12 protein-coding genes are annotated in these 15,343 nt (G+C 40.0%); all 12 read right to left on the reverse strand.

Annotated features, from left to right (window positions below):
* Positions 1 to 145 precede the first annotated feature (145 nt).
* Positions 146 to 2,263 (reverse strand): polyribonucleotide nucleotidyltransferase, encoded by a 2,118-nt coding sequence (gene pnp / locus FPQ10_RS01660; protein ID WP_144159254.1) that lies wholly within the window; start codon positions 2,261 to 2,263, stop codon positions 146 to 148.
* A gap of 186 nt (positions 2,264 to 2,449) precedes the next feature.
* On the reverse strand, positions 2,450 to 2,719 hold the full coding sequence (gene rpsO / locus FPQ10_RS01665; RefSeq protein WP_144087787.1) for a 30S ribosomal protein S15: 270 nt from the start codon (positions 2,717 to 2,719) through the stop codon (positions 2,450 to 2,452).
* A 130-nt stretch (positions 2,720 to 2,849) separates the two neighbouring features.
* Entirely contained in the window at positions 2,850 to 3,794 is a 945-nt protein-coding gene (locus FPQ10_RS01670) for a bifunctional riboflavin kinase/FAD synthetase (protein WP_144159257.1), read from the reverse strand.
* A 15-nt stretch (positions 3,795 to 3,809) separates the two neighbouring features.
* Complete coding sequence (gene truB / locus FPQ10_RS01675) at positions 3,810 to 4,721, reverse strand: tRNA pseudouridine(55) synthase TruB (RefSeq protein WP_144159260.1); 912 nt, start codon at positions 4,719 to 4,721, stop codon at positions 3,810 to 3,812.
* A gap of 119 nt (positions 4,722 to 4,840) precedes the next feature.
* The gene (gene rbfA, locus FPQ10_RS01680) at positions 4,841 to 5,194 is read right to left on the reverse strand and encodes a 30S ribosome-binding factor RbfA (protein ID WP_144159263.1); all 354 of its coding nucleotides are present in this window, start codon (positions 5,192 to 5,194) and stop codon (positions 4,841 to 4,843) included.
* A gap of 24 nt (positions 5,195 to 5,218) precedes the next feature.
* Entirely contained in the window at positions 5,219 to 5,497 is a 279-nt protein-coding gene (locus FPQ10_RS01685; protein WP_144159266.1) for a DUF503 domain-containing protein, read from the reverse strand.
* Positions 5,494 to 7,851 (reverse strand): translation initiation factor IF-2, encoded by a 2,358-nt coding sequence (gene infB / locus FPQ10_RS01690; RefSeq protein ID WP_144159269.1) that lies wholly within the window; start codon positions 7,849 to 7,851, stop codon positions 5,494 to 5,496. The genes FPQ10_RS01685 and infB overlap by 4 nt, the downstream gene beginning before the upstream one ends.
* A 17-nt stretch (positions 7,852 to 7,868) precedes the next feature.
* Positions 7,869 to 8,168, reverse strand: a complete 300-nt coding sequence (locus FPQ10_RS01695) for a YlxQ family RNA-binding protein (RefSeq protein ID WP_144159272.1) — start codon at positions 8,166 to 8,168, stop codon at positions 7,869 to 7,871.
* Complete coding sequence (gene rnpM, locus FPQ10_RS01700; protein WP_144159275.1) at positions 8,161 to 8,433, reverse strand: RNase P modulator RnpM; 273 nt, start codon at positions 8,431 to 8,433, stop codon at positions 8,161 to 8,163. The genes FPQ10_RS01695 and rnpM overlap by 8 nt, the downstream gene beginning before the upstream one ends.
* A 16-nt stretch (positions 8,434 to 8,449) precedes the next feature.
* Entirely contained in the window at positions 8,450 to 9,559 is a 1,110-nt protein-coding gene (gene nusA / locus FPQ10_RS01705) for a transcription termination factor NusA (protein WP_144159278.1), read from the reverse strand.
* 16 nt (positions 9,560 to 9,575) lie between these two features.
* A complete protein-coding gene (gene rimP, locus FPQ10_RS01710; RefSeq protein WP_144159281.1) occupies positions 9,576 to 10,049 on the reverse strand; it encodes a ribosome maturation factor RimP in 474 nt (157 codons plus the stop codon).
* A 986-nt stretch (positions 10,050 to 11,035) separates the two neighbouring features.
* The gene (locus FPQ10_RS01715; RefSeq protein ID WP_144159284.1) at positions 11,036 to 15,325 is read right to left on the reverse strand and encodes a PolC-type DNA polymerase III; all 4,290 of its coding nucleotides are present in this window, start codon (positions 15,323 to 15,325) and stop codon (positions 11,036 to 11,038) included.
* Positions 15,326 to 15,343 lie beyond the last annotated feature (18 nt).

Here is a 15,343-nt window from a genome sequence, read left to right on the forward strand (position 1 = left end):
GTTCACTTGATATATTTTATCTCAACCTTCACATTCGTTAAGTTTTCTTGTTATTCAAGAAACAGTTTAGCACAGCAGACTTAAAAAAAGAACTGGTCAAATGCCAGCTCTTTTGCTAAATCAATGTGATTGTAATGTCATATTATTAATCTTTTTTCTCTTCCTTGGCATCTTGTTCCTTCAATGCAGCTTTTCTGGATAGATTGACGCGGCCTTGTCGGTCGATTTCTTTTACTTTGACAAGTGTTTCGTCACCGACATCAATGATGTCCGTTACGTTTTTCACGTGTTTATCATCCAACTCACTGATATGAACGAGACCTTCTTTACCTTTGAAGATTTCGACGAATGCACCGAATTTCTCAACTCGTTTGACTGTACCAAGATAAATCTTACCGACTTCTGCTTCTTGTACTAAGTTTTCGATAATTTTCTTGGCTTCCTCGATCTTGCTCGTATCTGTAGAAGAAATAAAAATCGTTCCGTCTTGCTCGATATCAATTTTTACATCTGTTTGTTCGATAATCTTATTGATCTGTTTTCCACTCGGTCCGATGACATCACGAATCTTATCTGGGTTAATCGTCATCGATACGATTTTTGGTGCGTACGGAGATAATTCTTCTCGTGGATCATTTATTGTCTCTAACATATGGTTCAGAATATCCATACGTCCTTTTTTCGCTTGAGACATCGCTTCTTTTAAAATTTCTTTAGATAAGCCATCGACTTTAATGTCCATCTGAAGTGCCGTAATACCTTTTTCTGAACCAGCTACTTTGAAGTCCATGTCACCTAAAGCATCTTCCATACCCTGAATATCTGTCAGGACAGTGTAATTTTCACCTGATTTTACAAGTCCCATGGCAATACCTGCAACAGGGGCTTTAATTGGCACACCCGCATCCATCATCGCCATCGTACTTGCACAGATACTCGCTTGACTGCTGGAACCGTTTGATTCAAGGATTTCAGATACTAAACGAATTGTATATGGAAAGTCTTTTTCATCTGGAACGATTGGTTCCAATGCTCGCTCACCAAGTGCTCCGTGACCAATCTCCCGACGGCCTGGGCCACGCATAGGACCTGTTTCCCCTACACTGTATTGTGGGAAATTGTAATGGTGCATAAATCGCTTGGATTCTTCCAGACCTAATCCATCTAACACTTGTACATCTCCTAATGCGCCCAATGTACATACGCTTAGTGCCTGTGTTTGTCCACGTGTAAACATAGCTGAACCATGTGTGCGTGGAAGGACAGTGGTTCGGGAAGATAATGGGCGGATTTCATCAACTCCACGGCCATCCGGACGTACTTTTTCTTCTGTAATTAAGCGTCTAACTTCAGTTTTAACAATAGAGTCCAACACTGATTTTACTTGTTTAATGGTGTCTGCTTCTGCTTCTTGCTCTTCATATTCTTCGATAATTGAATCTTTTACTTGATCAATCGCTTCTTCTCGCGCTTTCTTTTCTTGTGTCTGAATGGCATCGATTAATTGATCCTTCGCTTTACGTGTCACTTCCTCGACGATCGATTCTTCAGGCGTAAAGAGCGTCACTTCCATTTTCTCTTTTCCGACCTCTTCGACAATCTTTTCTTGGAATGCGACCAGTCGTTTAATCTCTTCATGACCAAACATGATGGCTTCTAGCATGACATCTTCAGGCACTTCTTGAGCACCTGCTTCAACCATGTTGATGGCATCTTTCGTGCCTGCAACCGTTAAGTCAATATCGCTTTTCTCCATTTGTTCAACTGTAGGGTTAATGAGTAGCTCCCCATCAACTCGTCCGACTTGAACGCCTGCAATCGGGCCATCAAATGGGATATCCGAAATACATAATGCTAGGGAAGAACCGATCATCGCTGCAACTTCAGATGAACAATCTTGTTCTACACTCATGACTGTGCTGATCACTTGGACCTCATTCCGAAATCCATCTGCAAATAAAGGACGGATTGGACGGTCGATTAAACGGGAGGTCAAAACAGCTTTGTCACTTGGTTTTCCTTCTCTTTTCAAGAACCCTCCCGGAATTTTACCAACTGCATATAACTTCTCTTCATAATTAATTGTCAGTGGGAAAAAAGGTAAGTCTTTTGGCTGGCTGGAAGCAGTCGCAGCTACAAGTACGGAAGTGTCTCCGTATCGGACCATTGCGGCTCCATTTGCTTGCTTGGCCACTTCACCAATTTCGAACGATAGCTTACGACCGGCCAATTCGATCGAAAATGATTTCATTTCATTCGCCATATTTATTACTACTCCTCTCAAGTCACATCGTTTTCGTTTTCATATGCTTTCCATTTATCTATTTTAATACGCATTTAGTCGTATGTAAAACCGCTTGACTGATTAAAAAACGCACGTAGTAAGCATTTAATCATTCTTTTATTCATAAAGAAAAAAGCGGGAAATAGTCCCCGCTTTTTCTGTACCTTATCTGCGCAGTCCAAGTTTTTGGATTAATTCACGGTAACGTTGAACATCTTTTTTACGTAAGTAATTTAATAGATTACGACGTTTACCAACCATTTTCATCAAACCACGGCGTGAATGGTGATCTTTATTATGTTCACGCAAATGATCGTTAAGGGTTGTAATTTGTTCAGTTAGGATAGCCACTTGAACTTCTGGTGAACCAGTATCGTTATCATGTGTCTTGAACTCACTAATCAATTCATTCTTACGCTCTTGTGAAATTGCCATCCTATTCACCTCCTACTTTTTATTGAAAACCCCTTAATCCTCGCATCCGACGGAGAACTCGCTATGCCAAGAGTAAGGTTATTTCTTACACTATAAAGATTACATTTTATGAGCAAAAAATGCAAGTCATTTACTGATTATTTTTCAAAGCTTCTTTCGCTTTTCGTTCATCTTCTTTCAATTCTTGCGTTAACTCGTCCACTCCATCAAATGCCAACTCGTCCCGTATATAAGAGCAAAACGACACTTGCATGGACTCACCATAGATATCACTTTCAAAATTAAATAAATGAACTTCTATGATCGGTTGTTCATGTTTCTCTTCGAATGTTGGGTTATAACCAATACTTGCCATTCCGTCATAGTTTTGGCCTTGGACGATAGCTGTTACTGCGTAAATACCAACCTTGGGAATAGCTCTGCTTTCATCGATTTCCAAATTAGCCGTCGGATAACCGATTTCCCTGCCCCGTTGGTAACCTTTAACGACGTGACCCGTTAATGTATAGGATCTTCCTAACAGCTCATTCGCTTGGTTTGGTTGCCCTTGATCTAATAATTCTCTAATTCTTGTTGAACTGACCTTCTCATTTTCAAAAGTAACTTTATCTATGACTGTATAGGAAAGTTTCCCGCGAGCATATTGATCCATATCGTGAATTTTCCCTGCACCTTTGTGTCCAAAAGAATAATCGAACCCAGCAGCAACATGGTGAATGGACAAATCGATAAAGAATTTATCAACAAATTCTTGAGGCGTAAGTTTCGCTAATTCTTTAGTGAATGAAACAACAAATAAATATCGAATGCCCATTTTTTCAAAAATTGCTTTCTTTTCTTCCAATGACGTCAACAAAAAATTCGATAACGGTTCATTTTTCAAGACTGCCAGTGGATGTGGGTCGAATGTCATAACAGCCGACTCTAGATTATTCTCTTTAGCGTAATCAATTGCTGCTTGTATGACTTGTTGATGGCCCCGATGCACACCATCAAAAAAACCAACTGCCAAACTAGATGGCTTTAAATGGTTTCGTTTATAATCCTCTGGATAATTTAATCGAATGACTTCCATTTTTACACCTTCTTCTTACTCGAAAACTTTAAAAGGTTTCATCAATCCATCTTTTGTTGGATGGTTTTGATAGATTGCAATAACCTTTTGATCAGGTTGCTCAATTTTGATATAAGCGTCATTTGCCATTTCCGCAAATGTCGGAAACACTTGTCCTTGTCTGAACTTCTTTGCTTCTTCATCGTCTTTCGGTGTATATGTCGGTAAAAAGGTAAGAGTTTGAGATAAAGTTCGAATACATTTATTTAATTGCCCTTGCTCAATAGCTTCTTCAATTTCTTCAAAAGTTACGGTTTCCGATGCATGGATTGTAGCCGCTTCAGTTCGTACTAGTTTGGATAGATGAGCTGGATATCCTAGCTTTTCTCCAATAGTAACACATAACGTCCGAATATATGTACCACTTGAACATGCGGCCCGGAAAATAAATCGGACATCGTCTTGATCGACTCGCTCAAGTTCTTTGGAAAGCATATCAATTTCATGAATCGTCACTGTCCGTTCAGGTCTATCGACTTCGATTCCTTCTCTCGCATACTCATACAACCGCTTGCCTTCTACTCTAACGGCTGAATACATCGGTGGAATTTGACGTATTCTTCCTTGAAAGCTCTCTAGGGCTTCTATACACGCATCATATGTAAGACCAGGATCGACTTCAGCCTTTGCAACGACTTCGCCTGTTTGGTCTTCTGTCGTTGTTTGTTTACCTAATGAAATTTCGGCTTCATATACTTTAACGGAGTCTGTTAATAAGGAAACGATCTTCGTGGCTTTACCGATGCAGATGGGCAAAACCCCCTCCACTTCTGGGTCCAACGTACCTGTATGACCAACTCTTTTCATTCGTAACAACTTACGGATTCGCGCTACACAGTCATGAGAAGTCATGCCTGCGGGTTTCCATAGTGGAATGACACCATTCAAAACCGATTCCCTCCTATGCTTTCTAAACTTAAACTTTATGTATACCTAAAATGGAAAGGATAGACAGTTCATTGCCTATCCTCCTCATTTTATTTCCTATACGTTTAAAAATTTTAATTTTATGATTCGTCCTCTTCATTTAGGTTGCGGATAATTCGCTCGATTCGATTTCCATATTCGATTGTCTCATCGATTTCAAAGGAAATCTCAGGCACTTTTCTTAGTCGAATACGTTTTCCGATTTCTGAGCGAATAAAACCTTTTGATTTAGCCAACCCAACGAGCGTTTGTTCTTTTTCTTCTTCAGTTCCAAAAATAGAAACGAAAATTTTCGATTCTTGGAGGTCCGGACTAATTTCTACATCCGTCACCGTAACAAATCCAATGCGTGGATCTTTAATTTTTTGGGTTAAAATGTCGCCTAACTCTTTTTTCATCTGCTCAGCGACACGATTGGCCCGAATATTACTCATCGATAATTCACCTCTATATTCTCATTACAGCCATTCATAATTTACGATTGTGACCTCTAAATCTGACCGCTCGTCAATTAGATTAACAGCTTGCCGCAAGATTTTTTCTGCCATCACTTGATCGACAGATACAGTGGCCATCTCAAACGCACAACGTTGCCATAGGTCATGGAAGTCTATTTCTGTAATGCTAATGTTAAATTGCTTGTGAATTTGATGGGTGATCTGCTTGATAATCGAACGTTTCTCTTTCAGTGAATGGACATCATATAACATGCATTCAACCCTTACACTGCCGATCATTTGCGTTCGATTTCCTCCATGATGAAGGCCTCGATAATGTCACCTTCTTTAAGATCATTGAAATTCACAATTGTAATACCACATTCGTAACCTTGTTGAACCTCTTTGGCATCATCTTTAAATCGTTTTAATGAATCAATTTCTCCTTCAAACAAAACAACACCGTCTCGAATAACTCGGACACCTGAGTTACGTGTGATTTTACCATCCGTAACGTAAGAACCTGCAATTGTACCAACTTTTGATACTTTAAAGGTTTCACGGACTTCTGCTTGACCAATCACTTTCTCTTCATATTCAGGGTCAAGCATACCTTTCATGGCAGCTTCCATTTCTTCGATCGCTTTATAAATGACACGATGTAGTCGAATGTCGATTTTTTCAGATTCAGCTGCCCGTTTCGCATTGTTGTCTGGACGGACATTAAAGCCAATCACAATGGCATTGGATGCGGAAGCCAGGATAATATCTGATTCGGTAATTGCTCCAACTCCAGTGTGAATGATATTGATGTTAACACCTTCGACTTCAATCTTTTGCAAAGATGACTGTACAGCCTCTGCAGAGCCTTGAACGTCAGCTTTAATAATGATATTTATTTCTTTCATATCACCTTGCTTAATTTGTTCGAATAAATCATCCAGACTGACTTTTCCTTTGGAGTCACGTTCTTCAGCAATTTGTTTTTCAGCACGCAGGTCTGCCACTTGCTTCGCTTTCTTTTCATCTTCAAAGACGACGAACGGATCACCAGCATTTGGTACGTGTTGGAAACCTGTCACTTCTACTGGAGTGGATGGTCCTGCCTCATCTACTCGCTCACCTAAATCATTGACCATGGCACGTACCTTTGCATATCCATTTCCAGCAACAAATGGTTCACCGATTCGGAGGGTACCATTTTGCACGAGCAATGTAGCGACACTGCCTCGTCCTTTTTCAAGTTGAGCTTCAATGACTGTCCCTGATGCCAAGCGATTTGAATTGGCTTTAAGCTCTTCAACCTCTGCAACAAGGTTAATCATTTCGATCAGCTCATCAATTCCTTCATTTTTCAATGCGGACAACTGAACGAAAATCGTTTCTCCTCCCCAGTCTTCAGGAATCAATTCATATTCCGTTAACTCCTGCATAACACGGTTCGGGTCAGCACCTTCAACATCCATTTTATTGACCGCAACGATGATTGGTACCTCAGCTGCTTTCGCATGGTTGATTGCCTCAACTGTCTGTGGCATGACACCATCATCTGCCGCAACAACTAAAATGGCAATGTCAGTAACTTTCGCTCCGCGTGAACGCATGCTTGTAAATGCAGCGTGACCAGGTGTATCCAAGAATGTTGTTTTCTTCCCATCTTGATCGATTTGATAGGCTCCGATATGCTGTGTAATTCCACCAGCTTCACCTGTAGCGACTTTCGTTTTACGGATCGAATCAAGTAATGTAGTTTTTCCGTGGTCAACGTGACCCATAATAGTAACAACAGGTGGACGTTCTTCTAATTCTTCCTCAGTATCTGGTTCGATATAGTTATCAAGATCTGATTGATCAACAGCAACTTCTTCCTCTACTTCAACACCATAATCTTCACCGATTAATTCAATGGTTTCTGGATCAAGTTGTTGGTTTTTTGTCGCCATGACGCCAAGTAGCATAAGTTTTTTAATAATTTCCGAGGATTCTCTGCCTAATTTTTCAGCTAATTCGCCAACAGATAACGATCCTTCATAAGTAATTTTCTTTGGTAGCTGAATCTCCTGTTTAGGCTGTTTCTGTTGCTGATTTTGTTTTCCCTTTCGGAAATTGCGTTTATTGTTCCGTTGATTATTCGGTCGTTGTTGATTTGTTGGTTTATTTGATCTATGCTGATTCGATTGTTTGTTCTGTTGTTTTGAATTTTGTTGAGTTTTTTGTTGATTGTTGTTTTGTGATCTTTGCTGGTTGTTGTTTTGTGTTCTCTGTTGATTGCTATTTTGCGCTCTTTGTTGATTGTTATTCTGCTGCTTCTGTGGCTTTTGCTGGGAATGTTGCTTGTTTTTTTGGTTACCAGCATGGTTAGCTGTTTCATTTTTTTGACCTTGTTTGTTGTTTTTTTCTTGTGTTGAACGATTTGTATTTATTGGTTTTGTCGCTTCTTTCTTTGTTGATTGTTGTTCCGTATTGGACTGGTCACTTTGTTGTCCTTGATTTTTTGTATTACCTAAAGATTCATCTAATTGTCGAATTGTATTTTCACTAATGGCTGTCATATGATTGGATACTTCAATACCAAGCTCATTCAACTGATTGATTACTTGCTTGCTTTTTAGGTTGTTTGCTTTGGCATATTCATATACGCGCATTTTTTTCATACATTCACCCCCGAGTTTTATTCCCGCAACAATTCTGATAATTTCTCAGAAAAACCTGCGTCTGTAACCCCTACAGCCACCCTACCTTCTTTACCAATTGCTTTGGAAAGTACTTGACGGTTGTCTATGATGACATAGGGGACTTGATAGCTTTTACATTTATCTGTTAATTTCTTTTGTGTGTTATCTGATGCATCCTCAGCAATCAGAACAAGCTTCACTTGTTTGTTTCGGATGCCTTCAACGATTGTTCCTTCACCATGAACTAGCTTTCTAGCCCTATTGGCGAGCCCCAACAAGTTTAAATAATTAGACATGTTCAGAACCTACTTGTTTGAACAACTCGTTATAGATGGACTCATCGATTGAAGTATTCAAATTCCTTTTTAATTGGCCACTATTTTTCGCTTTTTCAATGACTTCGCGGTCTTTCTTTATATATGCTCCTCGGCCATTCTTCTTACCGGTTTCATCAACGAATACTTCCCCTTCTTTGTTCCGGACAACCCGAATCAATTCCTCTTTCGGGAGCATTTCGTTCGTAACGACACATTTACGTAAAGGTTTTTTTCTTTTATTCATTTAAAAACACCCCTACTTATTCTTCTTCAAAGTCAACGGAATCCATCTCATGATCTAATTCGGTTGCTTGCTCCATATCAAATAAACCAAGTTCTTCAGCATCACTTTCACTTTTAATATCAATTTTCCAGCCTGTCAGTTTGGCAGCCAGTCTAGCATTCTGGCCTCTTTTACCGATTGCCAATGAAAGTTGATTGTCTGGAACGATAACTGTTGTCGCGTTTTCTTCTTCATTAACCAGAACATCGGTTACGCGAGACGGACTAAGTGCATTAGAGATATACACAACAGGGTCCTCGGACCAATGGACGATGTCAATCTTCTCCCCTTGCAACTCATCTACGATCGCTTGAACACGCTGTCCTCGCTGACCTACACAAGAGCCTACTGGGTCTATTTCTTCATCTTCTGCAAACACACTGATTTTAGACCGATCTCCCGCTTCACGGGCAACGGATCGGATCTCCACAATTCCATCATAAATTTCTGGCACTTCCATCTCGAATAAACGCTTCAATAAACCTGGATGTGTCCGTGAGAGATAAACTTGTGGTCCTTTGCTTGTTTTTTCAACTTTTGTTACATAAACTTTGATCCGATCATGCACTTTATAGCTTTCTGTCGGCATGATTTCGTTGAGTGGCAGTTTTCCTTCAATCTTCCCTAAGTGTACGTATAAGTTTCGAGCATCCATACGTTGGACTTTACCTGTCATAATATCGTCAACGCGGTCGATGAAACCTTCGTAGATGACATCTCGTTCAGCTTCACGAACTCTTTGCGTGACAACTTGTTTCGCGTTTTGTGCCGCAATTCGCCCAAAGTTCCTTGGCGTTACCTCTTGCTCAACGACATCACCGATTTCATAGTTGACATCCAGTTCTTTGGCTTCTTCAAGGCTTATTTCCAGATCTTCATTTTGAACATCTTCTACGACATCTTTTCTGGAGTAAACTTTCATCGTTTCATTTTCTTCATCCATCTCAACTCGAACATTTGTTTTAGAGTTGAAGTTCTTTTTGTAAGCAGAAACGATTGCTGCATCTAAGGCTTCCAGCAAAATCTCCTTATCAATCTCTTTTTCACTCGCCAATAAATTAATGGCTTCGAATAAATTAGTTTTCAAAACTCTCTTACCTCCCTTAGTTAAAAGATACCGCTAATCGAGCTAATGCAATTTTTTCATACGGAATTTCAATCTCTTTTTCCCGCGTTTTTTCTCGGTATCGAATGTGTACGAAATCATTTTCAAAATTAACTAAATCGCCATAAAATTCTTTATTTCCTGCAAAAGGTTCATATGTCTTGATATATACATGAGAACCGATATGCTGACGAATCGCTTCCTTTGTCTTTAGCTTCCGTTCTGCACCTGGAGATGACACCTCCAAAAAATAAGCAGGATCGATCGGATCATCTTCATCCAATCGTTCACTGAGTTTTTCACTGACTTGTTCACAATCTTCCAAGTCAACCCCTCCTGCTTTGTCGATATAGACACGCAAGAAGTTATTTTTACCTTCTTTCACGAACTCAACATCCACTAATTCCAGCTTTAATTCATCAACAATCGGCTGTGCAAGCTCTTCTGTTATGCCTTCGATCTTTTTACTCATGTGACAATCCTCCTCAGAAAAATGCTTTTGACTGATTCACTGACAGCGAAAAACTATCGTGAGCTATCAGTTATGATTTGTTTACATCGCTTTTCTTCTTATATATTCCAAACCAAAGCACTTTAAGTAAATGGTTGATTTTTTTCCGTAGAAACCTTGTTTCATAAATTATCCCTGCTGAAAAGCCAGCAGGGAAAGAGAAACGGTGCATCTTGAACGAATCAAAACGCATCCAGTAAACGTTCATAAGACGCATTCAGGGTAAAACGAAAGAGTGGGACGCGCCCACTCTTTCATCGTAAAGGTATCCTTAGTATAACCAATTTGAAATATATCATAACTTTCATTTAAATGCAAGAATAGGCTCGGCGTTCATCGGTTAGTTTCGGGCACATAGAAGAAGAGCCAAGCTCAGATTTATTGAAAAAGGTTATATGTAAAATTCGAGAGTAGGCCAGGAAGCACTCGGCTCATATAGCTCTAACTTGGTTTCATAAATCCTAGATTCGGTCACATATAATTCTTGCTTGGGAGCATATCAGCCAGAGTTGGGCGCATATACGAATGAAGTAGCTCATATTTCTGATAGTAGGTCGCAAATCCAATTCAAAGGTTGTCCAATCCAGTGCACGGACCATATATCGCTATCTTGGTATCATATTTCGCTCGACCGGTTACATATAACTTGCACTTGGATACATATCGATGAAAGCAGGGCACATATACGGAGAAATAAGCCCATATTTTTCTAGTTTGGTCACATATATCGAAATACTTGCAAACCATAACAAAACCCGGCTGCCTCAACAGCCGGGTTGCATGTATAGAATAAGGGAGATTTAAACGAATATTACTTCTGCTCAGCCGAACGAAATTCCACTCGGCGGTTTTTACCGAGGATTGCAGCTGTGTACGCAGGTAAATTTTCATTTAAGGTTAAAGCATTGTTTTTTCATGTAGAAACTCTATGTCCTTATAGAAATTCACTAAAATAACGATAGCTGATTTTCCTCCGGCAATCCTTCTAAGCAACCATGATCATCCAAATATTCGACAACCGTTTTAGATAATCGACTGCGTTCTCTCAAATCTTGTTTCGAAAGGAAATCCCCTTCTTCTCTAGCCTTGACGATATTAATTGCCGCATTTGTTCCCAATCCATCAACAGCGTTGAACGGTGGGATGAGAGTATTTCCATCAACAATGAAGTCTTTGGCATTTGAGCGATAAAGATCTACTTTTTGAAAACTAAACCCTCGTTCATTCATTTCCAATGCAATTTCCAAGACCGTCAATAAGCTTTTTTCCTTCGGAGTCGCATCATTGCCCTTGCTTAAAATCTCTTCGATCCGCGCTTTCAATGCCTCTGAGCCTTTAACCATTGTATCAAGCTCGAAATCTGCCGCCCGGACAGAGAAATAAGCTGCATAAAAATAAATTGGATAATGGACTTTGAAATACGCGATTCTTACGGCCATTAATACGTAGGCTGCGGCGTGAGCTTTCGGGAACATGTACTTGATTTTTTTACAAGATTCGATGTACCAATCGGGTACACCATGTTTTTTCATTTCTTCAATCCATTCATCTTGAAGCCCTCTACCCTTACGTACGAACTCCATAATTTTAAATGCTAGCGATGCTTCCAGCCCTTTATGCATCAAATAAACCATGATGTCGTCACGACAACCAATAACGTCACCAATTTCACAAATCCCATCATTAATCAATTCTTGTGCGTTACCAAGCCAAACGTCGGATCCGTGCGAGAGACCAGATATAATGACAAGCTCAGCAAAAGATGATGGTTTCGTGTCTTCCAGCATTTGACGAACAAACCGAGTACCAAATTCCGGAACACCCAATGTACCCGTTTTACACAAAATTTGATCCGGTGTTACACCAAGTGGATCGGGACCACTGAATATTTTCATCACTTCTGGATCATTCGTCGGGACAGTCTGTGGGTCGATTCCCGTCAGATCTTGTAGCATACGGATAACCGTTGGATCATCGTGTCCAAGGATGTCCAGTTTCAATAAATTGTTGTCAATCGAATGGAAATCAAAATGAGTTGTCTTCCATTCCGATGTACGGTCATCTGCTGGATATTGGACTGGTGTGAAATCATAGATTTCTTTATCATCAGGCACAACAATAATGCCTCCTGGGTGCTGACCTGTTGTCCGCTTGACCCCTGTACAGCCTTTGACTAATCGATTGATCTCGGCTTGCTTATAGTGTTGGCCATAATCTTGTGCATAACCTTTCACATAACCGAACGCCGTTTTTTCAGCAACCGTGCCGATCGTACCTGCACGATAGACATTTTCCTCGCCAAACAATACTTTTGTATAATGGTGTGCCCTCGGTTGATAGTCACCAGAAAAGTTCAGGTCAATATCAGGGACCTTATCGCCTTCAAAACCTAAAAACGTTTCAAAAGGAATGTCTTGTCCATCACGATGATAAGCTGTGCCACATGCTGGACAATCTTTTTCAGGTAAGTCAAATCCCGAAGCTACCGAACCATCTGTAAAAAATTCATGATTCTTACAATTCGGACATGCGTAATGTGGTGGCAATGGATTGACTTCCGTAATCTCTGTCATCGTAGCGACAAATGATGAACCAACGGAACCTCTTGAACCGACTAAGTAACCATCATCCAATGATTTTTTAACGAGTTTCTGAGAAATCAAGTAAATAACTGAAAACCCATTATCGATGATACTCGTCAGTTCTTTTTCCAAGCGGCTCGTTACAATCTCAGGTAAGTCATCTCCGTAAATGCTTTTTGCACGGTCATAACACATTTGCCTGATCTCATCATCAGCGCCTTCGATATTCGGTGTATACAAGTCATCTTTAATCGGCTTGATGTCCTCAATTTGGTCCGCTATGGCATTCGTATTCGTAATGACCACTTCTGTAGCTTTCTCTTCACCGAGAAAATCGAAAAGCTCTAGCATTTCATCCGTTGTACGGAAGTGAACATCCGGTTGTGTTTGACGATTCAACGGATTCCCACTTTGAGATGCAATCAAAATTTTTCGGTACTGTTTTTCATGTGGTTCAATGTAATGAACATTACCTGTAGCGACAACTGTCTTTTGTTGTTTTTCTCCGATTTCAACAATTGTTTTCAGCATTTGTTTAATATGTCCCATTGAATGTGCTTGTTCTTTCTCAATCAGATGTGCATAATTGCTCGGTGGTTGAATTTCAATGAAATCATAGAATTCAGCCACTTTCTCTGCTTCATCTTTTGATTTTAGTGCAACCGTATCGAATAGCTCTCCTTGATCACACCCTGAACCGACTAGTATCCCCTCGCGAAACTTATTCAGCTTGGAACGAGGAATTCGAGGCTGTCGATAAAAGTAATCGATATGAGCCATTGAAACGAGTTTGAATAGATTTTTTAGTCCTTCTTGTGTCTGAGCAATTAATGTAGCGTGAGACGGACGGGAGCGCTTATATGCGTCTCCTTCACCAACATAACGATTCAGCTCATTATGATTCAAAATCTCTTTTTCTTTTGCCATCTTCAATAAACTGACAAGCATATACCCTGTCGCTTCCGCATCGTAAATCGCACGGTGGTGCTGTGTTAATTCAATATTTAAAAACTTACACAATGTGTTCAATCGATGATTTTTTAAGTCAGGTAATAGAAATCTAGCCAATTCTAATGTATCGATTACTGGATTCGTTACCTTTTCAATTCCCATTCGTTGATAGGCTGCATTTATGAACCCAATATCAAAACTAGCATTATGTGCGACCAATATATCTTGTTCACACCACTGGTGGAAATCTTTCATTACTTCCTCAATTTCCGGTGCATCTTGAACCATATCGTCTGTAATCCCAGTTAAATTAATCGTTGTATCACTTAACTTTTGATGCGGATTTGCGAATCGCTCAAAGCGATCGACAATTTCACCTTGATGTACCTTGACGGCAGCCAATTCGATAATCTTGTCGAAGTTAGCAGATAGACCCGTTGTTTCAACGTCAAACACAATATAATTTGCATGATCCAAGTCAATCGCTTGTTCGTTATATGCAATCGGCACACCATCGTCAACCAAGTTGGCCTCAAGACCGTATAATACTTTGATGCCATGTTTCTTGCTAGCATTGTAGGCTTCCGGAAAAGATTGTACAACAGCATGGTCCGTAATCGCGATTGCTGAATGACCCCAATCAGCTGCTTGCTTAATGAGACGTTCAGCTGACACAGTAGCATCCATTTGACTCATGGCTGTATGAGCATGCAATTCCACACGCTTATCATCCATAGGATCTTGCCTGACTTTTGGCTTGATTTCAACAAGATCCGTACCCATCATGACAAGTTCATGCGTATAATTATCTGTTTGTATTCCACCACGTGCTTTGATCCACATACCAGGCTGTAGCTTTTTAAATTCTTCTTTTTGTTCTTCCCCTCGAGAAAACATTTTAATTTGAAGTGAGTCTGTGTAGTCTGTCACACTGATGATCAACAAATCACGACCCGACCGTAAATTCCGAATATCGACATCGAATACATAGCCTTGAATGGCCAGGCGCATTTCCTCTTCGATAATATGCTGCATTTCAATCGGTTCCTCTTGAATCGTCTGTCCAAGTTTAACCGGAGCATTTGAAGGTTCCGCCGCATTGGCTTGTTTCGCTTTTTCTTCCTGATCCCGAATGGCTTTTTCAATCAACGTACGTTCTTCCTGCTGTTTCTCTTGCTGGAACTGTTCGATCTCCTCGTCGTTTTGAATGATCTCCATATCAAGCTGGTAATTTTTTAAGCCATATTGCTGACAAAAAGATTTAAGCAATGGCGAAAGTTTCTTTTGGATTGCACTGGCTTCCATTTGATTCCGTGCACAAAGAAGAATAACATTACCTTTCAACTGTGGTTGCTGAGAATGGACAAAATCTTTATACGCAGGAAAGAGATCATCGATGGAAGAAATAAATAAATTCCAATAATTTATGATTTCTTTTTCTTCCAACTCACTCTGTTCAGTTGTCACCATGAAATTGACTTCCGCGATATGTTGAAAAGCTTCCCGAAGCTTTAACGAAAAAACTTCAATGACTTCGCACGGAAAGGGCTTTGGATTATGTAATTGAAATTGCCATGTTTTCGTTTCTTTAAAGACGGTCAGTTTCTGTAAAGTTGTTTCTGAAAAATATTCATGAACAATCGTCTCAGGCAATTGGATTTGTTCAATCAATAGCTGTAGTCGCTCTTTTGAAAAGTTGTCCATACCTTTCCTCTCACCCTT

It is taken from the genome of Allobacillus sp. SKP2-8 (assembly GCF_007559355.1).
Taxonomy (GTDB): Bacteria; Bacillota; Bacilli; order Bacillales; family Alkalibacillaceae; genus Allobacillus; species Allobacillus halotolerans.